Genomic DNA, 24675 nt, shown 5'->3' with positions numbered 1-24675 from the left:
CCGTCCTTCGCGTGCTCCTGACACTTCATGGTCCCCGTGGCGCCCCGTCTCAGGCAGGTCCGTCCGCGCCGTTCCCCGGAGCCCGGTCCACCGGCGGCCGGCGTCGGTACGGCCCAGCCCTCCGGGCGTCCGACCCCCGCGTGACGGCGAGCAGGACGAGCGCGGCGGCCTGGATCGCGATGACCACCGTGATCAGGAGCGGGACCGAGTAGCCGTACAGGGCTCCGGTCAGCGCCCCGCCCACCAGGGTCGCGCCGCCCACCACCCCGGCGAAGACGCCGTACGCCGTCGCCCGGCGCGGCGGGGGCACCAGGTCCGCGACGGTCGCCCGGAGTGTGGACTCCTGGATGCCCGTCGCCGCGCCCCACACCAGCGAACCGGCCACGGCGGTGGGGAGGGTGTGCGTCAGCCCCAGTGCCGGCACGGCGGCGGCCAGCACGGGCAGGACCGCCAGCACCCGCGGGCCGATCCGGTCGTACAGCCAGCCGGTGGCGAGGGCGGCGACCGCGTCCACGGCCATCGCCGCCGCGTACAGCACCGGTACCCACGCCGTCGTCATCAGGTGCCGTTGGACGAGGTGGTACGACAGCACGCCGAAGGTGGTGAAGCCGGCCGTCGTGACGGCGGTGAACGCCGCGTACGTCCAGAAGGCGGCGGGCAGACGACCGGCGGGCGGCGACCCGGGCGGCCCGGGCGTGGCGGGCGTGGCGGTCACCTGCCGCTCGTACGCCTCCGGGTCCGGCACCCGTGCCCGGAGCCAGAACAGGAGCCCCAGCACCGCGGCACCGGGCACGGCGAGCACGCCGAGCGCGGGGCCGTAGGCGTCGCCGCTCAGCGCGAGCACGCCCGCCACGGTCAGCGGACCGACCAGCGCGCCCACCTGGTCCATCGCCTCGTGGACGGCGAAGCCCCGGCCGCGTCCGGTCGCGGCCGTGGCGTGCGAGAGGAGGGTGTCCTTGGCCGGGGAGCGCACCGCCTTGCCCACCCGTTCGGCGATCACCAGGGCGCAGGCCGCCCACAGCACGCCGACCACGCCCAGCGGGGGCACGGAGAGCACGGTCAGGGCGTAGCCGCCGATCGACAGGCCCCAGAAGCGGCGCGTCCGGTCGGCCAGCGGCCCGGACACCAGGCGCAGCACCAGCGCCGCCGCCTCACCGGCGCCGGTGACCACACCGACGACCAGGGCGGAGGCCCCGAGGGACGCCAGCAGCGGGCCGGTGACCGAGCGGGCCCCTTCGTACACGAAGTCGGCGAGCAGGCTGACCAGGCCGAACCACACGACGAACCGCCACGGCCCGATCCCGCCCGGCCGCACCGGGTCCGGCCCCCCGGCCCGCGCTGTCCGCACGCCCACACCACCTCCGCGATCGCCCAGGTCAGCATGCCCCGCGGCGCGCAGGGGGGCGCGAGCAGCACGCTCCCGACGGACCGTGCCGCAGCCCCTTACGGAGCCCCGCCGGGACACCCTCGCCGGGTAGCCGGCACGCTGGGCCTCCGCCTCACCGACGCCCAGCTCACGCTCGGCCTCACCGAGTGCACCCGTACCGCACGACCGGCGCCCGGCCGAAACGGCCTCAGTACGCCCGGCCGACACCGGACCCCCTACGCCCGGCCAACACCAGCCCCCGCAGACCCGGCCAACACCAGCCCCCGCACACCCGCCGGGACCGGACCCCGCGCGGTCAGGGTCTCAGGGAGCCGCGCGCCGTCGGGGCGGGGTGAAGACGTACAGGCTGAGGATGTCCGGCAGCGGAGCCACGCCCGGGCCGCCCGCGCGCACCCAGGTGACGATGTCCTCGGTCGCGTCCGGATCGTTGACGAGCCCCAGCCAGACCGGCCGCGCGCCGGCGGCCCGGCCGGCGGCGGACGGCTGTACGACGACGACGTCGGCCTGCTCGCAGACGTCGAGGCAGTCGGAGACACGCACGGGCACCACGGCCCGCAGCCGCGCGGTCTGCGCCGCGTGGTCGACACCGGCCACCTTCGGGCTGCCGCAGCAGCAGTCCCGGCACAGCACGACCCGGCACGGCGCCGCACCGGTCCGCGTCGCCGCCTCGCCTGCCGCTTCTTCCGCCGGCCTGTCGGGCACGCCGCGCCACTCCCCTCCCGGGGAGGTCCGCCCCGGTGTCACCTCGAAGGGTGATCATCCTTTCATCTCCGGCGACGATCCGTCACCCGGCCGCCGTACGGCGGGTCACCCCCGAGGAGGACCCCCGTCAGTCACTCGAAATGACTAATGACGGAACGTGCACCCCTTGTGGCCACTGGCCGCTCCCCCATTCGGAGTTGCAGCCGTACGAGGGACATGAGTCCGTTGGTGTCGTGTCCTGCCCGATCTCACTCAGGAGGAGACACATGGGCACCAACCACAACGGCCTGTCGGCCGAGAAGCTGAACGTCGTCTTCGCGGTCCGCGTGATCGAGGGCGGCGAGCAGGGCTTCCTGGATCTGTACGAGCACCTGAGGAAGTCCGTGTCCAACACCCCCGGCCACATCGTCGAACGGCTCGGAGAACCCGTCGACGACTCCCGCCAGTGGGTGATCACCAGCGAGTGGCGGTCGGCCGAGGACTTCTTCGCCTGGCAGCAGAGCGAGGAGCACCAGGAACTGGTGGCCCCGCTGCGCCAGTTCGTCGACCAGCGGCAGTCGATGCGGTTCCGGGTGATCAAGGAGACCAAGGGGGTGTCCGCATGACGGGCACCGTCAACGGCCCCGTCGCCGTACTCGGACTCGGCACGATGGGCGCCGGCCTGGCCGGTCGCCTCCTCGACCAGGGCATACCGGTCCGGGTCTGGAACCGTACCCCGCAGCGCACCGCGCCTCTCGCCGAGGCGGGCGCCCACCCCGCCGCCCACCCCGCCGAGGCCGTCGCGGGCACGAGCGCCGCCCTCTGCGTCGTCTCCGACGGCGAGGCCCTCGGTGCCGTACTGCACGGGCCGCACGGTGTGCTGGCCGACGGCCCGTACCCCGGCGTCCTGATCTGCGCCAGCACCGTCGCCCCCGACGAGGTCGTGCAGATCGCCGGGGACGCGCCCTCGGTCCTCGATGTCGGCATGCTCGGCAACCGCGACCACGCCCGCGACGGAGAGCTGCGGCTGTTCGCCGGTGGCGAGAAGCGGGTCTTCGACGCCGCCCGCCCGCTGCTGACGGCGCTGGGCAAGGAGGTCGTCCATCTGGGCGCACTCGGGTCAGGCATGCGGATGAAACTGCTCCTCAACCTGCTGATGGGCATAGAGGTGCAGGCGCTGGCCGAGGCCACCGAACTGGCGGACGCCTGCGGCCTCGACCGGCAGCTGGTCCTCAAGACCATCGCGGGCAGCGGCTTCGCCTCGCCGGTCATGGCGTTCAAGTCCCGTCGCCTGGCCTCCGGCCGCTTCGACGAGCCGGACTTCCGGCTGCGGCTGATGGCGAAAGACCTCATGCTCGCTTCCAAGCAGGCAGCGACAGTCGGCCTGAGTCTGCCGTTGGCGACCGCCGCGGCGGAGACCCACGTCCGTGCCACCGAGCAAGGGCTGGGCGACCAGGACTGTGCCGCGGTCACCCGCGCACTCGCACCGAAACCGGAAACCGACACGTGATCATCGACATCCACGGGCATCTGTCCCCACCGGAAGCGGCCGAACGCTTCCCCATGCCCCCGAGCCTGACCGACGTCGACGGCATGCTCGCCGCCCGCGCCGAGGCCGGGATCGACCTCACCGTCATCGGCAGCCCCGTCGGGGCCGGCGCGATGGCGCGGGTGCCGGGCGTCGACAACTACGCCCAGCCCCGCGACCGGCTGCGCCGCTTCCACGACTGGATGTCGGGGCTGATCCGGAGGTTCCCGGACCAGTTGCGCGGCTACGTGTACGCCAACCCGTTCGGCGACGACGATCACCTGGAAGGAGTCCGGGAGACCCTCGCGGACCCGGCCTTCGTCGGTCTGATCACCACGTCCAGCGTGCATGGCGAGCTGCTCGGCTCGCCCCGCGCCGACTCCTTCTTCGCGCTGGCCGCGGAGGCGGGGGTGCCGGTGCTGGTGCACGCCCCGGCCGAGCCGGTGGGCACGGAACGGGTGGACGAGACCGGGTTCGTCGAGCAGATCGGCCGCTTCGGCGACGTCACGATGGGCATGGCCATGATCGCGTTCGCGGGGTGGCTGGACAAATACCCGGGTCTGCGGTTGATCGGCGCGACCGGCGGCGGCGCGATGGCGCTGCTGCCGGAGCGCCTGCACACGGCGGCGGGGCCCCCGCCCGGGGGGGGGGGGGCGCCGCCCCCCGGGGGGCCCGGGGGCCCGGCGCCCCGCGGCCCCCGCCCGGCGGGGCGGCGCGGGGGGGGGGGGGGGGGCCGCCCGCCCCCCCGCCCCCCCCCCCCCCCCCCCCCCCCCCCCCCCCCCCCCCCCCCCCCCCCCCCCCCTCCGGGCGGCCCGGGGCCGCTGCGCCCGGCTCCGCTCGACCGGAGGGTGAGGGCCGGGCGCCCGGGGACCGCACGGCCGGGGAGCGAGCGGCCGGCCGGCCGGCGGCCCGGGCCGTGCGGCCCGCCGCCGACCCGGCCGCCGCCCTGCGGCGCATGTACGTCGACACCAGCCCGTTCAGCGCCGCGCACCTGAGCCTGAACGCCGAAGTGCTGGGCCCGGAGCGGATGTTGTTCGGCACCGACTCGCCGCCGATGGCCGCCCCGCTGGAGGACTTCATCCACATGATCGAGAAGTTGCCGGTCGACGAGGCGTCCCAGCGGCTCATCCTCGGCGGCAACGCCCAGACCCTCTTCGACCTCAGGAGCCGTCCGTGACCACCACGCAAGAGGCCGTCGCCGCGGCCGAGCGGTGCACCCCGGAGTTCCGCCGCGATCCGCACGCGGTCTACGCCCATCTCCGCGACGCGGCGCCCGTCTGCCCGATGAGACCCCCGCACGGCAACGAGACGTATCTGATCACCCGGTACGAGGACGCGCGGACCGCCCTGTCGGACCCGCGGCTGAGCAAGGACATGTACGGGGCCATGGACGCCTACCGGAGGATCTTCGGCGACTCGTCCGTCGCGCTGGACGACAACATGCTCAACTCCGACGCGCCGAAGCACACCCGGCTGCGCCGGCTGGTCAACTCGGCGTTCACCCCGCGGCGCGTGGCGGCGCTGCGGCCGCGGATCGAGGAGATCGTCCGGGACCTGCTGGACGAGTGCCCGGCCCGCGAGCGCTTCGACCTGCTGCCCGCGTTCGCGTTCCCGCTGCCGATCATCGTGATCTGCGATCTGCTGGGCGTGCCGCCGGAGGACAGGCAGCGCATGCAGCACCTGTCCACCACGGTGGCGCAGACCGGCTTCGGCGAGGAGGCCAAACGGGCCCAGCAGCAGGCGGAGGAGGGTCTGCACGTCTACTTCACCGACCTCATCGACGCCAAGCGCGAGCGTCCGGGTGACGATCTGCTCAGCGCGCTGATCGCGGCCCGCGACAACGACGGCGGGCTGACGGAGAGCGAGTTGGTCTCCACGGCGTTCCTGCTGATGTTCGCGGGGCACAAGACGACCGCCTACCTCATCGGCAACGCCGTCCACCACCTGCTGTCCCACCCCGCCCAGCTGCGCGCCGTACGGGAGGACCCGGAGCTGATCCGTGCGGCGGTCGAGGAACTGGTGCGCTACGACGGCTCGGTGGAGAGCGCGACGTTCCGCTACGCGACCGAGGACGTGGAGTACGGCGGGACACTGATCCCCAAGGGCGCCCTGGTCCAGATCGCGCTCAGCTCGGCCAACCGCGACCCGCGGAAGTTCGACGCGCCGGACGAGCTGGACGTGCGGCGGCCGGGCAACGCGCAGGACGCCCATCTCGGCTTCGGACACGGCAGCCACTACTGCCTGGGAGCCCCGCTGGCCCGGCTGGAAACCCAACTGGCCCTCACCCGCCTGTTCGACCGGTTCCCCCGGATGGCACTGGCCGACCCCACCGGTGGACCGCGCTGGCTGGAGGTCCCGTTCCCGGCCTTCCGGGGCCTGGCGGAGCTGCCGGTCGTCCTCGATCCCGCGGGGTGAGCGGCAGCGGCACCCGGCAGGCCCCCACCGCCCGACCGGCGTGACCGGCCGGGCGGCGGCGCACCCGGCGCGGGACCGGGGCCTGGCGTCCGCACCCTGCCGATGTCGCGGAGGTCGACGGAGGTCCCGTTCTCGGCTGGGCTTCCGGGAGCCGGTCCGCGAGTCCGAGGCGCGGTCGGGCGTACGGCTCCGGGCCGGGCGCCCCGGCCATCCGCCGACCGCGCACGACGACGACCCTTCCGGCGAGGCGGCTTCCGGCGCCCGGCGCCGGCACGACGTCCTGGCCGACACTCCGGACCTCGGATCCTGGGGCGCCCGCACCCGGTACCTGGAACTCGGCTGCCACTCCGAGGCCGGCGCGCGCGGCTGACCGGCCGCCCACCCGTCCCGGAGTCCCTAGGCGCTGGGCGGCAGTTGGGCCGGGCTGACCCGTTCGCCCAGGACTTCCGCCATGAACTGCACCAGCCAGCGCTGGGACGGGCTGCGGGAGGCCTCGTGCCGGGCGTAGAGCGCGACCTCGATCGGCTCCGTCTCGAACGGCAGACGCACCAGGCGCAGGCGGTGGGAGGCGGTGAAGACCTCCCCGACGTACTCGGGGACGATCGCGATCAGGTCGGTCCGCTCCAGCAGGTACGGCAGCAGCGAGAAACGGGTGGCGTCCACGGCCGCGCGGTCCAGCAGCCCGTAGGTGGCGAGCACGGACCGGGGGACGACGTGACCGCTGGGGCCGTACACCGTGGCGTGGTGCTCGGCCGCCAGCTCGGCCAGGGTGACGGACGCGCCCCGGACGCGCGGGTGGTCGGCGGCGACCATGCCGACGTAGCGCTCGTGGAAGAGCGGGATGCGCACGGTGCGGTGGGAGGTCAGGACGGGGGTGGCGACGAACGCGTCGAGTTCGCCGCGGCGCAGTTGGCCCTCGGCGTCGTCGACGTCGAGGGCGCGGACGGTGAAGGACACCCGGGGCGCGCGTGCGCGGGCCGCCGCCACGAGACGGGGCAAGAGGGTCACCTCGCCGAGGTCGGACAGGGCGAGGGTGAAGCGGCCCGCCATGGTCGCGGGGTCGAAGTCGTCGCCCTGGCGGATCGCCCCGTCGATGTCGGCCAGGGCGCGTTGCAGCGGCTCGTAGAGGCGCCGGGCGCCGGCGGTCGGGGTCAGGCCACGGCCGGTGCGGCGGAAGAGGTCGTCGTCGAAGTGCCGGCGGAGTTTGGCCAGGCTGTAGCTGACCGTCGGCTGGGTGACGTGGAGGGTCTCGGCGGTGGCCGTGACGCTGCCCGTCTCGTAGAGCAGCACGAAGACCCGGGCGAGGTTGAGGTCGAAGCTGCTCATATCGATGGAGTCTATATCGCGGGGCGCCAACATTTATTGGTGGCCAGGTCGCGCGCTCCCTAGCGTGTGCTGCGTCACTTCCGAGAGGAACGCCTGTGCCGTCCGTGCGCCGCATCGCCCATGAGTTCCTGGAGCGCCAGGGGCTGACCACCGTCTTCGGCAACCCCGGTTCGAACGAGCTGCCCTTCCTCACCGACCTCCCCGACGGGTTCCGGTACGTCCTGGGCCTGCACGAGGGGGCCGTCGTGGGCATGGCCGACGGCTACGCCCAGGCCACGGGCCGGCCGGTGCTGGTCAATCTGCACGCCGCCTCCGGCTCCGGCAACGCGATGGGGGCGCTGACGAACGCCGTGGCCTCGCGGACGCCGCTGGTGATCGTGGCCGGTCAGCAGGTACGGCCGGCCATCGGGCCGGAGGCCAACCTCGCCAGCGTCGACGCCCCGGCGCTGATGAGGCCGCTCGTCGGCTGGGCCGCCGAGCCGGCGTGCGCCCAGGACGTGCCGCGCGCGCTCGCCCAGGCCGTCTTCGAGGCGCGGTTGCAGCGCCGGCCGTCCTACCTCTCCGTCCCCTACGACGACTGGGCGGCCGACGCGGGCGAGAACGCGTCGGCCGTGCTGGACCGGCGGGTCGAGCGCGCGGGGGTGCCCGCCGGCGAACAGGGTCGACGGCTCGCCGAGGCGGTGGCCGGCGCCCGGCGGCCCGCGCTCGTCCTGGGCGGTGACATCGACACGGCTGGACGCTTCGACGACGCCGTACGGCTGGCCGAGCGGCTCGGCGGCCCGGTGTGGGCGGCGCCCTCGCTCTTCCGGCTCCCCTTCCCCAACCGCCACCCGTTGTTCCGCGGTGTGCTTCCCGCCGGTATCGAGCCGGTCTGCCGGGCCTTCGAGGGCCACGATCTGGTGCTGGTGCTCGGCGCCCCCGTGTTCCGCTACCACGAACACCTCCCCGGGCGGTATCTGCCGGCGGGCACCCGGCTGATCCAGGTGACGGAGGACGCCTCCGCCGCCGCGCGGGCGCCGATGGGCGAGGCGCTGGTCGCCGACCCCGGCGCGGTGATCGAGCTGCTGGCGAAGGCGCTCGACGCGTCCGAGGTGCCCTCGGGCGGCTACCGGGCCGTGCCGGCGCCGCGCTCCGCGGAGGGGCCGCGCCTGCATCCGGAGGAGGTCTTCGCGGCCCTGCGGGACGAACTGCCCGCCGACACGGCGTACGTCGTGGAGTCGACCTCGACCAACTCCTCGTGGTGGCGCCAGATGGATCTGCGCCGGCCCGGCTCCTACTACTTCCCGGCGGCGGGCGGTCTCGGGTTCGGCCTGCCCGGCGCGGTCGGGGTCGCCATGGCTCAACCCGGCCGGCCGGTCGTGGGGGTGATCGGGGACGGCTCGGCCAACTACGGCATCACCGCCCTGTGGACGGCCGCCCAGCACCGGGTTCCGCTCACGGTGGTGCTGCTGCGCAACGGGACGTACGGCGCGTTGCGCTGGTTCGGCGGCCTCCTCGGCGTGCCGGACGCTCCGGGCCTGGACATCCCGGGCCTGGACTTCACCCGTATCTCGGAGGGCTACGGGGTGCCCGCCCTGCACGCCGACGGCGTGGACGAGTTGCGGGCGGTCCTCGCCGAACGCCCGGACGGCCCCCGGCTCGTCCAGGTGGACACGGCGCTCACCACGCCCTCCTGAGCACGCTGCGACCGAGAGCCCACCCGTTCCGCGGGCTTCACGAAGGGAATTTGGATGACACTCCTGGACAGCGACGTCTGGAGCAAGAGGCTTTTCGGCGACGGCTGGAAGGACGCCACCGGCGAGCAGCCGGTCGTCGAGCCGGCGACCGGGGACCGGCTCGGCACCGTGGGCCTGGCCACGGTGGCGGAGGTGGGGCGTGCCGCCGCCAGGGCCGCCGAGGCGCAGCGGGCCTGGGCGGCCACGTCCCCGCAGGAACGGGCGGCCGTACTGCGCCGCGCGGGCGAGCTGTTCACCGAGCACGCCGCCGAGATCGAGGACTGGCTGGTGCGGGAGGCGGGCTCCGTCCGGGCCAAGGCGGGTTTCGAGGTGGGGCTGGCGCGGGGCGAGTGCTTCGAGTGCGCGGCGCTGCCGACGTGTCCGCAGGGTGAGGTGCTGACGTCCGAGGAGCCCCGCTGGTCGTTCGCCCGGCGCCGCCCGGCCGGGGTGGTGAGCGTGATCGCGCCGTTCAACTTCCCGCTGATCCTGGGGCTGCGCTCGGTGGCTCCCGCGCTGGCGCTGGGCAACGCGGTGCTGCTCAAGCCGGATCCGCGGACGGCGGTGAGCGGCGGAGTCGTCATCGCCCGGGTCTTCGAGGAGGCCGGACTGCCCCCCGGTGTGCTCCATCTGCTCCCCGGTGACGGCTCGGTGGGCGAGGCGGTCGTCGAGGCCCCCGAGGTGCGGGTCGTGTCGTTCACCGGGTCCACGCCGGTGGGGCGGGCCATCGGCGAGCGGGCCGGCCGTCTGCTCAAGCGGGCCCACCTCGAACTGGGCGGGAACAACGCCCTGGTCGTGCTGCCCGGCGCCGATGTGGGCAAGGCGGCCTCGGCCGGTGCGTTCGGCTCGTATCTGCACCAGGGGCAGATCTGCATGACGACCGGCCGGCACATCGTGCACGAGTCCCTGCTGGAGGAGTACACCGCCGCGCTCGCCGCGAAGGCCCGGGCGCTGCCCGTCGGCGACCCGGCCCGGGAGGACGTGGCGCTCGGCCCGATCATCGACCGGCGGCAGCTGGAGCGGGTGCACCGCATCGTCACCGAGAGCGTCGCGGCGGGCGCGACGCTGGCCGCGGGCGGCGAGATCGTGGGTGCCGGGTACCGCGCCACCGTGCTGACCGGTCTGACCACCGACATGCCGGCGTGGCGCGAGGAGATCTTCGGGCCCGTCGCGCCCGTCATCGGCTTCTCCTCGCCGGAGGAGGCCGCGCGGATCGTGAACGACTGCGAGTACGGGCTGTCCGTCGGCATCCTCGGTGACGTCGGTACGGCGATGAGGCTCGCCGACCGGATCGACTCCGGCAAGGTCCACATCAACGAACAGACCGTCAGCGACGAGCCCAACGCGCCCTTCGGCGGGGTCAAGGCGTCGGGCACCGGCTCCCGGTTCGGCGGCGCGGCCGCCAACGTCGAGGCGTTCACCGAGACGCAGTGGCTCACCGTGCGACCGGACATCGCCGAGTACCCGTTCTGAAACCGCGGTCCGGCACCACCGCTCAGCACCCTCCCCATCTCCGTCTCCCGCAGCCGCTCTCAGGGGGCACACCGCCATGGCATCCATCGCCTCGTCCGACGCGTCCGGCACCACCTCGGGGACCGGCACCGCCGGACGCAACCTCTGGACGGTGGTCCTGTGCTGGATCACCGTCCTGCTGGAGGGCTACGACCTCGTCGTCCTCGGCGCCATCATCCCGACCCTGCTCAAGACGCGTCACCTCGGCATGACAGCGGGGGACGCGACCACCATCGCCACGCTGTCGCTCGTCGGCGTCGCCATCGGCGCGGTGCTGGTCGGTCCGCTGGCCGACCGGCTCGGCCGGCGCCTGCTGCTCATCGGTTCGGTCGTGCTGTTCTCGGTCTTCACCCTGCTGGTGCCGCTCGCCGGCTCGGTCACGATGTTCGCCGTACTCCGCCTCACAGCGGGTCTGGGGCTCGGCGCGTGCATGCCCGTGTCCCTGACGATGATGGCCGAACACATGCCGGCGGACCGGCGGGCGCGCGCCAGCACGCTGACCATGACCGGCTACCACACCGGCGCCGTGATCACCTCGCTGCTCGCGCTGCGGGTGACCGAGGACTGGGAGGTCCTCTTCTACGTCCTGGGGGTCGCCGGACTGGTCGTCGCGGTCGTCCAGTGGTTCCGTCTGCCGGAGTCGGAGGCGTTCGTCCGCGCCAAGGAGGCACCGGGTGCCGAGCGCGTTCCGTTCACCGAACTGCTCAAGCCGGCCTACCTCCGCGCCGGCATCGGGATCTGGGTCGCCTCCTTCATGGGCCTGTTGCTGGTCTACGGCCTCAACACCTGGCTGCCCAAGCTCATGAACGACGCCGGCTACCCCGTCCCCACGGCCGTCACCCAGCTCCTCATACTCAACGTCGGCGGCGTGGCCGGCCTGGTGCTGGGCGGCTTCGTGGCCGACCGGCGCGGCATCAAGCTCACCACGCTGGGCTGGTTCGCGGTCTCGGTGGGCATGCTGGCCTGTCTCAGCGTCAGAATGGACAGCGACCTGCTGCTCGACACCGTCGTCTTCCTCACCGGTGTGTTCGTCTTCTCGGCACAGGTGCTCGTCTACGCCTACGTCACCCACTACTACCCGGCCTCCGTCCGCGGCACCGCGCTCGGCTCCGCGTCCGGCATCGGCCGCATCGGCTCCATCGTCGGCCCGTCGATCACCGGCGCCCTGGTCTCCGCCGGGATCGGCCACCCCTGGGGCTTCTACTTCTTCGCCACGGTGGCCGTCCTGGCCTTCCTGGCCGTGCTCACCCTCCCGGCCCGGCCCCCGCGGGATCCCGCCGTCGAACCCGCCGCCTGACGGGGACGGGTGCGTTCACCGTCCCTCGGGAAAGCCGTCACTGGTGATGAAGTAGAACACCGGGAGCACGACGAAGACGGCGACGGCCGCCAGCGGCGCGACCAGGACACCGAGGAGCCCGGCGGCGCCGTACGCCAGCGCTCCCGCCCAGGACCGCAGGCGGCCGTGCCGTACGTACGCGCTCTCCACCTCCGGGATCAACAGCTCGGGACGGCGGGCCAGTTGGTGGTAGAAGGCCACCCAGCTCAGGCACATCACCGCCGCCAGACCGGCGTAGAGGGCGACGGCGACCCGGGCGTCGGAACCGTCCGGGTCCGCCTGGAGCGCGTCCGCGACGACCGCCGTGGGGAACGACAGCGCCGCCGTGCTGAACAACAGCAGCAGGTTCGCGGCGTGCAGTCCCCGGTCCATCACGCGGACCCGCACGAACGCCTGGTGGTGATTGAGCCAGATGACCGACACGTATCCGAAGGAGGCCAGATAGCCGAGGTAGGCGGGCCACTGGGCCAGCAGGGCGTGGCCGAGGCCGCCCGGCCGGTGCGGTGGGTCGGCGAGACCGAGGGCCAGCAGCGTGACGGCGATGGCCAGCACGCCGTCGCTGAAGGCCTCCGCGCGGGTGGTGTCGGACCGGGAGAAACCGCGGAGGCGGGTGCGGGACACACTGCTCCTGACGCGCTCGTTGACAACGGGACGGGATGGGACGGGACGGGGGCCGGGACGGGTGTGTCAGGGCCCGCTGCCCGGCCTGAGCGGACTCACGCGGGGGACGGACGCCTTACCCGTGTCGGAGACCTTGCCGCCGGTCCAGCGGACGGACAGCGGGGCGGTCTCGTCGGGCGGGGTGACCAGCAGGGTCCGCGGCATGACGGTGGTGACGCCGGTGATCGCCGGATCGGTGTAGCTCAGCGCCGACCAGGCGCCGGCCCCGGGGCCAGCGTCACCCCCTGGGGCGGCTGGTCGGTGGCCCGCTCGGGGTCCGGGGTGACGGCGTCGCCCGCTCCGTCGACGAACGCCACGCCCGGGAAGCCGTACAGGCTGCACGTGCGCGGGGACCGGTTGGTCAGCACGAGGGCGAAGTTCTGCTGCCCGGCCCCGGGGTGGTCGGGCCCGAGGGAGGCCCTCAGGTCGGAGGTGCGGCAGCGTTTCGGTGCCGGTGCGGCGGGCGACGCCGCAGCCGTACCGGTGCCGGCCGGCCCGGAGGGGCTGGGCGTGTCGCCGCGGGCGGGGCCAGGGGCCGTCGACGACGGCGTACCGCTGGCGGCGGACGCGGGCGGGGCGCCCCCGGAGGTGCCGTCCGCGCTGTGGCCCGTACACGCGGTCAGCAGGGCGCAGCAGGCGAGCACGGCGGGCAGGATGCGACGGAGCGGCATGGTGCTTGGTGCTTCTTCCTCGGGGTCACAGGCGCTCGGGGGTCACAGGCGCCGTAGCCCGTGTGCGCGCCGGCACGGGGCCGGCGCGGTGACGGGCGGCGGGCCGGATCAGTGGCCGGTGCGGACGGACCGGACCGCGCGCAGGATCAGGTCGGTGACGGGGCCGGGGTCGCTCACGGACACCGCGTGCGGGGCGCGGACGGCGACGGTGTGGGCGCGGGCGCGCTCGGCCATCCACCGTTCGGCGGCCGGCGGGATGTTGCGGTCCTCGGTGGCCACGAGGTACCAGCTGGGGATCTTCTTCCACGCGGCGGCGGTGGCCGGTTCCTGGAGCGCGGCCAGGGTGATCGGGCGCTGGCCCGCGGCCATGACCTGGGCGGTCGGCACGGGGACACCGGCGGCGAACTGGTTGCGGAAGAGGTCCTTCCTGATGACCAGTTCCTCGCCCTGGCCGCCGTCCGGCAGCGGGTAGTGCTGGGTGACGGTCGCCTGTCCCAGGGTGCTGCCGGGGAACTTGTCGGTGAGCTGGAGCGCGCTCTCCCCGATCTCGGGGACGAAGGCGGCGATGTAGACCAGCGCCTTGACGCTCGGGAGACCGGCCGCGGCCTCGCTGATGACGGCACCGCCGTAGGAGTGCCCGACCAGGACGATCGGTCCGCTCACGCTCTCCAGGACGCTGCGGATGTAGGCGGCGTCGCTCGCCAGTCCGCGCAGGGGCAGGGCGGGCGCCAGCACCCGGTGGCCCTGCCGCAGCAGGCGCTGGACGACGGCGCTCCAGCTTGAGCCGTCGGCGAACGCGCCGTGGATCAGGACGACGGTGGGGTCGGCCGGGCGGTCGTGTCCGGCGGCGGTTCGGCCGGCGGCCGGCGCGGCGTGCGCGATTCCGGCGGTGCCCAGGGCGGCGGCACCGGCCAGGAGGGACGTGGTCACGGTACGGCGCGAGATCGGTGGGTTCATCGTTCGCTCTCTGTCGGGGGCGGAGGGGTGGGGCGGGCCGCGGTCAGCTTGAGGTGGCCCGGACGGCGTCCTCGATGAGGTGCACGACCCTCTCGGGGTGGGCGAGCATGACCAGGTGGGAGGAGTCCACCTCGACGGTGGTCATGCCGGCGCGCCGGTAGCCGAAGCGCTCCACGTCGGGGTTGATGGTGTGGTCGGCGGAGGAGACCAGGCCCCAGGACGGCTTGGTCTTCCAGGCCGCGGCCGGGGCCGCCTCGGTGAAGGCCTGCGCGGCCAGCGGGCGCTGGGACACGGCGAGGACGGAGGTGAGGCGGGGGTCGACGTCGGCGGCGAAGATGGCCGGGAACTTGTCGGGCTGGACCGACACGTCGGTGCCGGGCTGGTCCGAACCCTCGACGGGGAACGGGGTGTAGACGAGGGCGGCGGCCAGGTCGGAGTCGGGGAAGCGGCCCTGCAGCTCGCCGAGGCTCTCACCCTCCTCCAGGGCGTAACCGGCCAGGTAGACCAGCGCGCTGACGTTGTCCTCGGTGCCGGCGACCGTGATGACGGCGCCGCCGTAGGAGTGGCCCACCAGGACGACGGGGCCGGGGATCTGGCGGACGATCGCGGCGACGTAGGCGGCGTCCCCGATGAGGCTGCGGTTGGGCACGGCCGGGGCGACGACGTCGAAGCCGCGGGCGATCAGCCGGGGGATGACCTCCGCGTAGCTGGAGGCGTCGGCGAAAGCCCCGTGGACGAGGACGACGGTCGGACGGTCGGGACGGGACATGGGGAGACTCCCTGGTCGCTGGGTGGGTGCCGGCCCTCGCCCGGCTGCCGGGCGGGTGGGTGGCTCGTGGGTGGGTGCCGGGGCCGCGGGACGTCCGGACCCGTGGGTGGTCCGGTGGGTGCGCGGAGCGCGCCACCACGCCGTGGGCGAAACCTCCGGTACGTCCGGAACCCTAGGGCGGGCGCGGCGGGGCGGATTGACTGTGTGCGCACCGTCTGTGGCCTGTGCGCGCTCACCGGCCGCCGGCCCGTCCGGGGGCGCCGTATCGTCGGATCGCGGCATCCAGACATTCGATCCGGGGGGTTGTGTGCTGCTGCTCGATCTCGCCACCGTGGCGCCACGTGACCGGGTGGACGCGTTCCACCACGCGTTGACGGACTCGTCGGTGCCCAACGACGTGGTCCACGAGGAGCCCGCGTCCGGCATCCACGCCCGTATGCGGATGTGGCGGGTGGGAGGTCTGCATCTCTTCGCCACCCGCAACTCCGGCTTCGAGGTGCGGCGCACGGAACGGCACGTCCGGCACCACCGGAGCAACCCGGTGGTCTCCGTCTCGCTCCAGACGGAGGGGGTGCACCGGGCCGAGGTCTCCGGCGCGCGACGGATGTTGGGTCCGGACGACATCTGTGTCTTCCACGAGCTGTCGCCTCGGGTGTACGGCTGGTCCGGCGACGGGGCGTCCCGGTCCATGCTGTTCGACATGCACCGGCTCGGGCTGCCGGTGGACGTGGTGGTGCGGGCGGCGGAACGGCTGCGTGCCAGTCCGCTGCACGACCTGGTCCTGACCCATCTGCGCGGGCTGTGGCGCGACCCGGACGGGCTGGAAGCCGACCCCGGCGCGCGGCACCTGGCGTCCGCGACGACCGATCTGGTGCGTGCGCTGCTCGTGTCGGCCGCGCACGCCGAGGAGTCCGCCGCCGTCCGCTCCGTCCTGGACGACACCCTGCTCACCCGGATCATGACCCATGCGCGGCGCCACCTCGCGGACCGCGATCTGACGCCCGAACGGATCGCGGCGGAGCACGCGATCTCCGTGCGCCGGCTCTACGTGCTGCTCAGTGAGGCGGGGCTCAGCCTGGAGCAGTGGCTCATCACCGAGCGCCTCGGCAAGGCACGGGAGATGCTCGCCGCCACCCGGTACGACCGTCTCACCGTGGCGGCGATCGCCACCCGCTGCGGGTTCAGCAGCCCGAGCCATTTCAGCCGGCGCTTCCAGGCGGCGTACGGGGTGGCGCCGAGCGAGTGGCGGCGGCTGCGGCGCGCGGAGGCGATGGGCGCGGCCGGGTGACCCGGACGCGCCGCACGCGTCGGGGTCACCCGGCCGGACCGGTCAGGCGGCGTGCAACGCGGTGTGCAGGGTGTCCGTCACCTGGATGCGGGCCGCCCGGGAGGCGTCGGTGCCGCGGAGGGGGTCGAAGAGCACGAAGCCGTGGATCGTCCCGTGGTAGCGGATGGACACCACGGGGACGTCCGCCTCCCTGAGATGGGAGGCGTAGGCCTCGCCCTCGTCGCGCAGCACGTCGGCCTCGGCGGTGAGGACGAGCGTCGGCGGCAGGCCGCGCAGCGAGCGGGTGGGTGCGCGCAGCGGGGAGACGGTGTCGTGCGTCCGGATCCGTGGGTCGGGTGCGTACTGCTCCCAGTAGTCGCGCATGGCCGCGCGGCTGAGGAAGTAGCCGTCGGCGAACTGCTCGTAGGAAGGGGTGTCCATCGCGGCGTCGGTCACCGGGCAGAGCAGCACCTGGTGCCGCAGGGCCGGGCCACCGCGCTGCCGCGCCAGGAGGGCGAGCGAGGCGGCGTGCTGGGCGCCCGCGCTGGCACCGACGACGGCCATCCTGCTCCCGTCCAGCCGGCATCCCCCGCCGTGCCGGGCGATCCACCGGGCCACGGTGTACGCCCGCTCCACGGCGCCCGGATAGCGGACGTCCTCCGGCGCGTCGTACTCCGGGATGACCACGGCGGCGTCCGTTCCGAGGACGAGGTCGGTCAGCAGGTGCCGGTGCGCGTACGCATCGGTCAGCATCCAGCCCAGTCCGTGCAGGTACAGCACCACCGGCAGCGCTTCGTCACTGCCGGCGGGGCGGAGGATGCGCACCCGGACGCGGTGGCCGTCGCCGCCGGGCAGGGCCAGCCACTCCTCCTCGATGTCCGGCTCGTCGCCGTCGTCACCGGTCCACAAGGACGCCACCCGCGCCCTGGCGCCGACCGCGTCCGGGTCCGAGGACGCAGGCAGTGCGTACGTCTCGACGAAGGCGCGTGCCAACCGCTCCAGGACGGGCGGGGCCCCAGGGGCGGGAACGTCATCTTGCAAGAGAACTCCTGCGCGGGGGCCCGGCCGTGCGGAGGACCGGACCGTCGGAAAGGGTGCCGGCCCCTCCCCCGCGGCCGGGCAGGCAGGCGTGCGGCGCCGGAGGCGGCTCCACCGGCACGACTGCCCAGCCTAGGGCGCGGCGAACCTGATGCGGGCGGCACCTTGCCACGGATACTTGCCGCTGCGTGCACAGTTCCCGACGTCAGCCGTGCCCGCCGGTGGGGCCCTCGGACGGCCGGGTACCGTCGCGCCACTCGCGCGGTGACATGCCGTAGGCCGCGCGGAAACTCCGGCTGAAGTGGGTGGCGTTGGCGAAGCCCCACCGCTTGGCCACCGTCCCCACCGCGACGTCCCGCGCCTCGGGCCGGGCCAGCTCGCGCCGCGCCTCCTCCAGGCGGCGGTGCTGGATCCACCGGCCGATCGTGCTGCCCTGACCCTCGAAGAGCTTGTGCAGATAGCGGACCGAGATGTGCTGGGCCGTGGCGATCGTGGCGGGGGTCAGGGTGCGGTCCCACAGCCGCGCGTCGACGTAGGCACGCACGCGCCGCAGGAGGTCCTGCTGCTCCTGCACCGGTCCGCACGCGCTTGCGGCCCCCGCCGCGCCCGCCGTACTCGCCGCGTCCACGGTGCCCGCCACGTCCTCCGCGTCCTCCACCGCGAGCGAGCCGACGAACCCCGTGACGGTCGTGGCCAGGCGGAGCGCCGTCGCCGGCGGGTACGCGGGCAGGGCGTCGAGGAACGTCCGCAGCAGGGGGCCGAGCAGGGGCGCCACGGGGCCGTCGGCGAAGGGTGCGCGGGCGCTGAGCGCCCGCGCCTGGCGGTCGGTCAGCGTGAGGGCGACCCGTGGGATCCGGACGAGGTGCAGTTCGAAGTCCAGCGACTCGTGCAGCAGGAAGGGCACCGCTCCGTCGCAGACGAAGATGTCGTCCGGACGGCAGGCCGCGGTGCGGTCTCCCCGGACCAGGGTCGCCCTGCCGGAGGAGTGGACGCCCAGCGTCAGATGGGATCCGGTGGTGTCCTCGGTGGGGCGGACGAAGGACCGTGCCGCTCCGCGGTAGGTGCTGACCTGGAGGAGACCGAGCGTGCGGACCTGTGCGGGTCCGGTGAAGCGGGCGGTGGCACGGACGTGGGCGGGCAGGAAGGCGCGTGTCAGCGCGGGCACCGGGGCGCTCGCCAGGGTCAGGTCCGGGTACGGGGGGCGGCCGGCGGCGCTGCCGGTTGCGGTGGGCGGGGGCATCGGGTTCATGGGATCCCCTGGTTGAGACGGTGGTTCCGCGCCGGGACGGTCCGGCGGTGGACGTCCGGCGAGGAGCCCACGCCTGCCAGCCTGGAGCGGCTGGGCGGGCCGCGGGGGGCCGTCCGGCGTTCCGTGCGGACAGGGGCATGAGCCGTGCGCGGTGAGGCATCGCCGCGTGCGTCGCCCGGCAAAAGCACCGTCCACCCGCGTCCAGGGTCGACGCCCGGTGCCGACGCGGTCATCTCGATGCGAGATGACTGACATCCCGAACGATCGCGCCGAGTGAGGAAGCCGGCCGGCGGTCAGGTCGTTGTGACCGCATGACGAAAGAAGGTGCACATGTCCACACCACTTGATCGCCGCCGTGGGACCGGCTCCGTGCGGGACGCCCAGGGCGTGCCCGGCTGGCTGGTCGCGCTCCTGGCCGTCGCGTCCGGGATGACGGTCGCCAACCTCTACTACGCGCAGCCGCTGCTGTCGTCGCTGAGCGACGTGTTCGGGATCAGCGAGGCCACCGCCGGCACGCTGATCACTCTGACCCAGATCGGCTACGTCCTCGGCATGATCTTCCTGGTGCCGCTCGGCGACCGGCTGGAGAAGCGCAATCTGGTCTCCGTCCTGCTGATCGTCACGACGGCGGCCCTGGTGGTGGCGGGACTGGCCCCGAACTTCCCCGTGCTGCTGATCGCCGCGCTGGTCAGTGGTGCCACCTCGGTCGTGGCCCAGATCCTGGTGCCCTTCGCCGCCAGTCTCGCCCCGGACCATTCCAGGGGCCGGGTCGTCGGCCGGGTCATGAGCGGTCTCCTCACGGGCATCCTGCTCTCCCGGACCCTCAGCAGCCTGGTCTCCGACGTCGCCGGCTGGCGGGTGGTCTTCCTCGGCTCCGCCGTCCTGATGGCCGTCCTCACGGTGGCGCTGCGCGCCGCCCTCCCCGATCACGCCCCCACCACCTCCGTGCCGTACCACCACGTGCTGCGGTCCACGGTCCGGCTGGTGCGCACCCATCCCGCGCTGCTGCGCCGCGGGCTGTACCAGGCGGCTATGTTCGGCGCGTTCAGCGCGTTCTGGACCACGGTCTCCTTCGTCCTGACCGGTCCCCGCTTCCACTACTCGCCGGTCGGCGTCGGCATCTTCGCGCTCGTGGGCGCGGCGGGCGCGGCGGTGGCCCCGTTCGCCGGCCACTGGGCCGACCGGGGGCTCACGCGTCCCATGACCGGTGCCGCGTTCGTGGTCGCCACGCTGGCCTTCGTGCTCGCGGGTCTGGGCGGACACAGCATCGTGCTGACAGCCCTGGCCGCGATCCTGATCGACATGGCCGTACAGGCGACGCTCATCCTCGGACAGCACACCATCTACGCGCTCGACCCCGGCGCCCGGGCCCGTCTGAACAGCGCCTTCATCGCGATGTTCTTCGTCGGCGGCGCGGCCGGCTCCCAGCTCGGGTCCATGGTGTACCACGCCGGGGGGTGGGCCGGCCTCACCGTCCTGGGCGCCGCGCTCCCGCTGGCCGCGCTCGTCTACTGGGCCTTCGAGCGGCCCCGGGCGGCGCGGCGGACCTCGGCCGGGGAAACCCGCGGCTGAAGACGCCGGCCACGGCCGGCCGACACCACCGTTCGCAGGCGCCTGACGGACCGTCCCCCCGTCAGGCGCGCCCTACGATGCGGCACGGGTCCCGCCCGCCCCCGACCGGCCCCGCACCCCCCGAAGGAGCACACGATGGATCTGCGGCAGATGGAGGTCGTCGTCGCGGTGGCCGACGCGGGCGGCTTCACGGCGGCGGCGCGACAACTGCACGTGGTCCAGTCGGCGGTGTCGGGCACGGTCCGCGCGCTCGAACGCGAGCTGGGCACGCCGCTCTTCGACCGCACCACGCACCGCGTCGCGCTGACGCCGGCGGGCGAGGCGTTCGTGCCGGCGGCGCGCGCGGCCCTGCGGGCCGCGGAAGCCGCCAGGGAGGCGGTCGACGCGGTGCGGGGGCAACTGCGCGGCCGGATCACGGTGGGCACGATGCAGGGGGTCTGGGCCGGGCTCCACCACGCCCTGGCCGCGCTGCGGGCGGAGCATCCGGGGCTCGGCGTGCAGCTGCGGCAGGCGGCGGTCTCGGACATCCGGCAGGCGCTGCGGGAGGGCACGGTCGACCTGGCCGTGGTGGCGCTGGACCGCCAGCAGCAGCGCGGGCTGACCACCCGGCTGCTGTCCGAGGAGGAGATGGTGCTGGTCGCGTCGCCGCGCCGGGTCCTGGGCGCCACGACGCCCCAGGGTGAGGTGGAACTCGCCGATGCCGCCCGGCTGCCGCTGGTGGACTTCAGTCCGGGCTGGGCGATCCGTCACTCGGTGGACCGCGCCTTCCGGGCCGCGGGCGTCGACCGCACCACGACGTTCGAGGTGAACGACATCGTGGCGGCGGCCGAGCTGGTCCGCAACGACCTGGGGATCTGCATCCTGCCCAGGTCGATCGCGGACCGCTTTCCCGACCTGACCGCGTACGGTTTCCGGCACCACGCACCGCGCTGGAAGATCATGCTGGTGCGCCCTCCGGGTGAGGCGTCACCCGCGGTCGCCGCGCTGTGGCGGCACTTCACCTGACCATTTCTGCCTGCTTTCTTCCTGGTGGTCCCCGGTCTCTGCTGGTTGGCTGGGCGGGGAACAGAACCAGTACGGCGCCCCGGTGCCACGCATGCCAAGGGAGAGCCAGTTGAGCCTGGTGCTGACGACCGACACGGTGCCGGACCAGGAGAAGGTCGCGTACTGGAACGACGCGGTGAGCAGGGCACTGGTGCCGGTCACCGTGGCCCCCCGCGACGGCCGGCGGTTCGACGGCAGGATCGCCAGCGACTCCCTCGGGTACCTGCGGGTCTCGCGCATGGAGGCCGACGCGGGGCGGGTCAGCCGCACGCCGGCCCTGATCGAGCGCTCACCCGAGGCCCTCGTGGCGGTCGGCCTGCTGGTGTCGGGCAGCGCCACCTTCATCCAGGACGGCCGGCGGGCCGAGATGGGCGGGGGCGACCTGGTGTTCTACGACACCGCGCGGCCGTTCTCCTTCACCTATCCGGAGCGGTTCGCCACCCATGTCTTCCAGCTACCGCGCCATGTGCTGGGCGTCACGGACAGTGACATCAGGCGGGTCACGGGTACCGCCATCGACACGGCACAGGGCCTGGGGGCGGTGCTGCGGCCCTTCCTCGCCACGCTGGCCGACGCGGCCCCCTCCTATCCGGCGGCCGTCGGGCACCGGCTGGCCGGCCATGTCGTCGACCTCTTCGCCACCCTGATCACCGATCAGGTCCTGCGGGACCCGGACGACGGCCGCGACCATCTCGTGGTGAGCATCCGGGCCCACATCGACCGCAAGCTCGGCGACCCGTCCCTCTCACCGGAGTCCATCGCCCGGGCCCACCACATCTCCGTCCGCTATCTGCACCGGCTCTTCGAGGGCGAGGGCATCACCGTGAGCCGTCTCATCCAGCAGCGGCGGCTGGAGGCGTGCGGGCGTGAACTCGCCCGTCGCGGGCGGGTGACGCCCACGGTCTCGGCGGTGGCCCGGCGCTGGGGGTTCGTCAATCCCGCCCACTTCAGCCGGGCGTTCCGCGCCGCGTACGGGCTCTCCCCCCGGGAGTGGCGCACCCTGCACCTGGAGCGGGGCGAGGACGAGCAGCCTGCGGGTCCGGCCCTCACCTGACGCCGGCGCCGGGCAGCGTGGGGCGTCGGCCGTCGTCCAGGCGGGCGAGCCGGGAGCGGGCCTCGGCGACCCGTTGCGGGTCCGCGTCGCTGCCGAGGGCGATGCACCGCGTGAACGCCTCGCGGGCCTCGGCGGGACGGTCGGCCCGGAGGAGGATGTCGCCGAGCGAGAGGAGGTAGCGGCTCTCCAGAGCGATGTTGCCGTCTGTCCGGGACAGCTCGACCGAGGACCGCAGGTACCGCACCCCCTCCTCCCAGCGCCCCAGGTTGCCGTAGCAGCCACCGAGGCCCGCCAGTGCGTTGACCCGGGTGAAGGCGGCGATGTGCGGTTCGAGGCGGTCGCCGGCCTCGTCCAGCCGGGTCAGGACCTGCCGGTAGGTCTCGATCGCCTCCTCGTCGCGGCCCACGCTCCTCAGGTGCAGCGCGCGTGAGATCAGGGCCTGGAGCAGGCCGTGCAGGTCGCCGGCCGCCTCGAACAGCGCGATGGCACGGGTGCTGTGCTCGGCGGCCGGGGCGTCCTCGCCCAGCGCACGGTGGGCCCAGGAGGCGTAGGCGTGCGCCCACCCCTGCTGCCCGGCGTCACCGGCCCGCCGGGCCGCGGCGAGCGCACGGGCGGCGTACGGGAGGCTGTCGCGCGGCCGGCCCTCGCAGATCATCATGGCCCAGGCGTAGTAGTTGAGCTGGGTCGCTTCCAGCAGCGGGTCGCCGAGCGCCTCGGCGGAGCGGACGGCGGCGCCGAAGACCTCCGGCCAGTGTCCCCAGAACATCCACTGGTCGGAGAACCAGTGCAGGGACTCGGCCACCTCCACGACGGTGGCGTGGTCGCCGTCCGCCGCGGCGGCGTGCAGGGCCGCCAGCCAGTTGGCGGCCTCGGCCTGGAGCCACTCGCGGGCCTTGTCGGCACCGGAGAGGTCCACCGTGCCGCGCCAGGAGGCGGGTGGGGCTCCATGGCCGGGTTCGTACCACCGGCCGGCCACGACGGCCGTCTCCAGCAGCCAGCGGAACATCGACCGGCGGGCCCGCTCGACGTCGGCCTCGCCGTCCTCGGCGACGAGGCGGCCACGGCCGTACAGGCACAGCAGGTCGTGGAGCCGGTAGCGGTTCCCGGTGCTGTCGAGCAGGCCGGCCTCGACCAGTTCCTCCAGGGTGTCCTCGGCGTCGTGGACGTCCTGGCCGGTGAGCCGGGCGGCGCAGGCGGCGCCGACGTCCGGGCCGGGGACCAGGGACAGGCGCCGGAACAGGCGGGCGGCCGCGGGTGTGAGCTGCCGGTAGGACAGGTCGAAGGCAGTCGCGACGCGGAGGTCCCCGGCGGACAGCGCGTCCAGCCGCCGTTCCTCGCTCGCCAGCCGGTCCGCGAGCCGGCGTACGGTCCACCCCGTGCGGGTCGCCAGCCAGTTGCCCGCGATCCTGAGGGCGAGCGGCAGGTGCTCGCAGAGCCGGGCGACCTCCTCCAGGGCCCCGGGTTCGGCCGTCGCGCGGTCCTCGCCGACGAGGGAGGCCAGGAAGGCGGCCGACTCGTCGGGTTCGAGCCGGCCGAGGGGCAGCCGGTGCACGTCGTCCAGTCCGGTGAGCATACGGCGGCTGGTCACCAGGACGAGCGTCCCGCCCGAGCCCGGCAGCAGCGGGCGTACCTGCGCCTCGTCCCGGGCGTCGTCCAGCACCAGCAGGCTGCGACGGTCGGCCAGGACCTGCCGGTAGAGGGCGGGGTGGGCCAGCGGTCCCGCTTTGGCCAGGTCGCGGTCGGGCACGCCGAAGGCCTTGAGCACCCGGACCATCAGCTCGGAGGGGGCGGGCGGGCTGTCGTCGGTCCCCCTGAGATCGGCCATGAGCTGGCCGTCCGGGAAACGGTCCGCGAGCCGGCGGGCGGCGCGCAGCGCGAGGGTGGTCTTCCCGGTGCCGGGCGGTCCGTGGATGACGACCACGACGGGCTGGGCACCGTCGCCCTCCCCGGCGCGATCCTCCCGCGGCGGTGCGGCCAGCGCCTCCAGACCGGCCAGCTCGTCCGCGCGGCCGACGAAGTCGTCGATGCCCCGTGGGAAGGAGCGGACGCCGACGGGACTGTATTCGGGGGCGCGTCCGGCGCGGGCGGCGGCGAGCAGCCGTTCCCGGTCGGCGTCGTCCATGTCGAGGCCGTCCGCGAGCGCGGCCACCGTCCGCCGTTGCGGTGCGGCCCGCCGTCCGCGTTCCAGGTCGCCGATGCCCCGCTCGCTGACCCCGGAGGCCTCTGCCAGGGCCTCGATGGTCAACGACTTCGCCCGTCGCATCGAGCGCAGCAACGCCCCGAACGCGATCTGCTGTCCGGACATGTCCGCCCCTTTCCCCCGACTACGCTTGAATATTGTAATACCGGGCTGCTCGACGGCGGCCCCGGCCGGAGACGACGGCCGGTCCACGGACGCATGCCCGACACACGTCACGACACGTGACACGTGGTACACGCGTGGTTCCCGTGGCCCGCGACTGGTGATAGACACGGCGGGATCACAGTTCCTGTCCGC

The 24675-nt window shown here is 74.0% G+C and carries 22 protein-coding genes; 11 read left to right on the top strand and 11 right to left on the bottom strand.

All coding sequences use genetic code 11. From position 1 onward, the window contains the following. Positions 1-49 precede the first annotated feature (49 nt). The gene (locus tag ACH4LD_RS20350; protein ID WP_398056200.1) at positions 50-1348 is read right to left on the bottom strand and encodes an MFS transporter; all 1299 of its coding nucleotides are present in this window, start codon (positions 1346-1348) and stop codon (positions 50-52) included. A 342-nt stretch (positions 1349-1690) separates the two neighbouring features. Then, complete coding sequence (locus ACH4LD_RS20345; RefSeq protein WP_398056426.1) at positions 1691-2017, bottom strand: hypothetical protein; 327 nt, start codon at positions 2015-2017, stop codon at positions 1691-1693. 338 nt (positions 2018-2355) lie between these two features. Between ACH4LD_RS20345 and ACH4LD_RS20340 the strand changes: the two genes are divergently transcribed. From ACH4LD_RS20340 to ACH4LD_RS20325, 4 genes are all read left to right on the top strand, one after another. Next, positions 2356-2694, top strand: a complete 339-nt coding sequence (locus tag ACH4LD_RS20340; RefSeq protein WP_132790272.1) for an antibiotic biosynthesis monooxygenase family protein — start codon at positions 2356-2358, stop codon at positions 2692-2694. Continuing rightward, a complete protein-coding gene (locus ACH4LD_RS20335; RefSeq protein ID WP_398056201.1) occupies positions 2691-3578 on the top strand; it encodes an NAD(P)-dependent oxidoreductase in 888 nt (295 codons plus the stop codon). The genes ACH4LD_RS20340 and ACH4LD_RS20335 overlap by 4 nt, the downstream gene beginning before the upstream one ends. A 934-nt stretch (positions 3579-4512) precedes the next feature. Beyond that, positions 4513-4773: an amidohydrolase family protein gene (locus tag ACH4LD_RS20330; protein WP_398106180.1), complete on the top strand. Its 261-nt coding sequence runs from the start codon at positions 4513-4515 to the stop codon at positions 4771-4773. Beyond that, the gene (locus tag ACH4LD_RS20325) at positions 4770-6011 is read left to right on the top strand and encodes a cytochrome P450 (protein ID WP_398056203.1); all 1242 of its coding nucleotides are present in this window, start codon (positions 4770-4772) and stop codon (positions 6009-6011) included. The genes ACH4LD_RS20330 and ACH4LD_RS20325 overlap by 4 nt, the downstream gene beginning before the upstream one ends. Before the next feature lie 396 nt (positions 6012-6407). Here ACH4LD_RS20325 and ACH4LD_RS20320 read toward each other — a convergent pair whose 3' ends face one another. Next, a complete protein-coding gene (locus ACH4LD_RS20320) occupies positions 6408-7337 on the bottom strand; it encodes a LysR family transcriptional regulator (protein WP_132790282.1) in 930 nt (309 codons plus the stop codon). Positions 7338-7432: 95 nt separating this feature from the next. On the opposite strand from ACH4LD_RS20320, the gene mdlC reads away from it, so the two are divergent. The 3 genes from mdlC (at position 7433) to ACH4LD_RS20305 (ending at position 11858) form a co-directional block, all read left to right on the top strand. Further along, positions 7433-9013, top strand: a complete 1581-nt coding sequence (mdlC, locus tag ACH4LD_RS20315; protein ID WP_398056204.1) for a benzoylformate decarboxylase — start codon at positions 7433-7435, stop codon at positions 9011-9013. Positions 9014-9067: 54 nt separating this feature from the next. Further along, a complete protein-coding gene (locus ACH4LD_RS20310; protein WP_398056205.1) occupies positions 9068-10522 on the top strand; it encodes a benzaldehyde dehydrogenase in 1455 nt (484 codons plus the stop codon). 76 nt (positions 10523-10598) lie between these two features. Then, on the top strand, positions 10599-11858 hold the full coding sequence (locus ACH4LD_RS20305; protein ID WP_398056206.1) for an MFS transporter: 1260 nt from the start codon (positions 10599-10601) through the stop codon (positions 11856-11858). Between the two features lie 15 nt (positions 11859-11873). On the opposite strand, the gene ACH4LD_RS20300 is transcribed toward ACH4LD_RS20305, so the two are convergent. From ACH4LD_RS20300 to ACH4LD_RS20280, 5 genes are all read right to left on the bottom strand, one after another. Continuing rightward, the gene (locus ACH4LD_RS20300; protein ID WP_398056207.1) at positions 11874-12518 is read right to left on the bottom strand and encodes a TMEM175 family protein; all 645 of its coding nucleotides are present in this window, start codon (positions 12516-12518) and stop codon (positions 11874-11876) included. Between the two features lie 66 nt (positions 12519-12584). Next, a complete protein-coding gene (locus ACH4LD_RS20295; protein ID WP_398056208.1) occupies positions 12585-12722 on the bottom strand; it encodes a hypothetical protein in 138 nt (45 codons plus the stop codon). A gap of 38 nt (positions 12723-12760) precedes the next feature. Beyond that, positions 12761-13228 (bottom strand): DUF4232 domain-containing protein, encoded by a 468-nt coding sequence (locus ACH4LD_RS20290; RefSeq protein WP_398056209.1) that lies wholly within the window; start codon positions 13226-13228, stop codon positions 12761-12763. A 108-nt stretch (positions 13229-13336) separates the two neighbouring features. After that, positions 13337-14185 carry an alpha/beta fold hydrolase gene (locus ACH4LD_RS20285; protein ID WP_398056210.1) on the bottom strand — a complete coding sequence of 283 codons (849 nt, stop codon included), beginning with the start codon at positions 14183-14185 and terminating at the stop codon, positions 13337-13339. Between the two features lie 43 nt (positions 14186-14228). Continuing rightward, entirely contained in the window at positions 14229-14954 is a 726-nt protein-coding gene (locus tag ACH4LD_RS20280; protein ID WP_132790294.1) for an alpha/beta hydrolase family protein, read from the bottom strand. 307 nt (positions 14955-15261) lie between these two features. Here ACH4LD_RS20280 and ACH4LD_RS20275 point away from each other — a divergent pair, with 307 nt between their 5' ends. Beyond that, a complete protein-coding gene (locus ACH4LD_RS20275; protein WP_398056211.1) occupies positions 15262-16242 on the top strand; it encodes a helix-turn-helix domain-containing protein in 981 nt (326 codons plus the stop codon). A gap of 42 nt (positions 16243-16284) precedes the next feature. On the opposite strand, the gene ACH4LD_RS20270 is transcribed toward ACH4LD_RS20275, so the two are convergent. Continuing rightward, a complete protein-coding gene (locus ACH4LD_RS20270) occupies positions 16285-17262 on the bottom strand; it encodes an alpha/beta hydrolase (protein ID WP_398056212.1) in 978 nt (325 codons plus the stop codon). 202 nt (positions 17263-17464) lie between these two features. Continuing rightward, complete coding sequence (locus ACH4LD_RS20265; protein WP_398056213.1) at positions 17465-18508, bottom strand: helix-turn-helix domain-containing protein; 1044 nt, start codon at positions 18506-18508, stop codon at positions 17465-17467. A 330-nt stretch (positions 18509-18838) separates the two neighbouring features. Here ACH4LD_RS20265 and ACH4LD_RS20260 point away from each other — a divergent pair, with 330 nt between their 5' ends. The 3 genes from ACH4LD_RS20260 (at position 18839) to ACH4LD_RS20250 (ending at position 22178) form a co-directional block, all read left to right on the top strand. Beyond that, a complete protein-coding gene (locus ACH4LD_RS20260; protein WP_398056214.1) occupies positions 18839-20080 on the top strand; it encodes an MFS transporter in 1242 nt (413 codons plus the stop codon). A gap of 135 nt (positions 20081-20215) precedes the next feature. Continuing rightward, the gene (locus tag ACH4LD_RS20255; RefSeq protein ID WP_398056215.1) at positions 20216-21085 is read left to right on the top strand and encodes a LysR family transcriptional regulator; all 870 of its coding nucleotides are present in this window, start codon (positions 20216-20218) and stop codon (positions 21083-21085) included. A gap of 109 nt (positions 21086-21194) precedes the next feature. After that, on the top strand, positions 21195-22178 hold the full coding sequence (locus ACH4LD_RS20250) for a helix-turn-helix domain-containing protein (protein ID WP_398056427.1): 984 nt from the start codon (positions 21195-21197) through the stop codon (positions 22176-22178). On the opposite strand, the gene ACH4LD_RS20245 is transcribed toward ACH4LD_RS20250, so the two are convergent. Continuing rightward, positions 22171-24483, bottom strand: coding sequence for an ATP-binding protein (locus tag ACH4LD_RS20245; RefSeq protein ID WP_398056216.1), 2313 nt, complete (start codon positions 24481-24483; stop codon positions 22171-22173). The two genes, ACH4LD_RS20250 and ACH4LD_RS20245, sit on opposite strands and share 8 nt — an antisense overlap. Positions 24484-24675: the final 192 nt, after the last annotated feature.

The sequence above is a fragment of the Streptomyces sp. NPDC017676 genome, from assembly GCF_044329325.1.
Classification (GTDB): Bacteria; Actinomycetota; Actinomycetes; order Streptomycetales; family Streptomycetaceae; genus Streptomyces.
Note: the sequence above shows the minus strand (reverse complement) of the source record. Positions and strands in the feature narration are given on the sequence as shown.

Excerpts from the sequence above, each read along its gene's own strand:
- ACH4LD_RS20340 (WP_132790272.1), top strand. The coding sequence starts at position 2,356 with ATGGGCACCAACCACAACGGCCTGTCGGCCGAGAAGCTGAACGTCGTC.
- ACH4LD_RS20335 (WP_398056201.1), top strand. The coding sequence starts at position 2,691 with ATGACGGGCACCGTCAACGGCCCCGTCGCCGTACTCGGACTCGGCACG.
- ACH4LD_RS20320 (WP_132790282.1), bottom strand. The coding sequence starts at position 7,337 with ATGAGCAGCTTCGACCTCAACCTCGCCCGGGTCTTCGTGCTGCTCTAC.
- ACH4LD_RS20310 (WP_398056205.1), top strand. The coding sequence starts at position 9,068 with ATGACACTCCTGGACAGCGACGTCTGGAGCAAGAGGCTTTTCGGCGAC.
- ACH4LD_RS20305 (WP_398056206.1), top strand. The coding sequence starts at position 10,599 with ATGGCATCCATCGCCTCGTCCGACGCGTCCGGCACCACCTCGGGGACC.
- ACH4LD_RS20295 (WP_398056208.1), bottom strand. The coding sequence starts at position 12,722 with ATGCCGCGGACCCTGCTGGTCACCCCGCCCGACGAGACCGCCCCGCTG.
- ACH4LD_RS20290 (WP_398056209.1), bottom strand. The coding sequence starts at position 13,228 with ATGCCGCTCCGTCGCATCCTGCCCGCCGTGCTCGCCTGCTGCGCCCTG.
- ACH4LD_RS20285 (WP_398056210.1), bottom strand. The coding sequence starts at position 14,185 with ATGAACCCACCGATCTCGCGCCGTACCGTGACCACGTCCCTCCTGGCC.
- ACH4LD_RS20280 (WP_132790294.1), bottom strand. The coding sequence starts at position 14,954 with ATGTCCCGTCCCGACCGTCCGACCGTCGTCCTCGTCCACGGGGCTTTC.
- ACH4LD_RS20265 (WP_398056213.1), bottom strand. The coding sequence starts at position 18,508 with ATGAACCCGATGCCCCCGCCCACCGCAACCGGCAGCGCCGCCGGCCGC.
- ACH4LD_RS20260 (WP_398056214.1), top strand. The coding sequence starts at position 18,839 with ATGTCCACACCACTTGATCGCCGCCGTGGGACCGGCTCCGTGCGGGAC.
- ACH4LD_RS20255 (WP_398056215.1), top strand. The coding sequence starts at position 20,216 with ATGGATCTGCGGCAGATGGAGGTCGTCGTCGCGGTGGCCGACGCGGGC.
- ACH4LD_RS20245 (WP_398056216.1), bottom strand. The coding sequence starts at position 24,483 with ATGTCCGGACAGCAGATCGCGTTCGGGGCGTTGCTGCGCTCGATGCGA.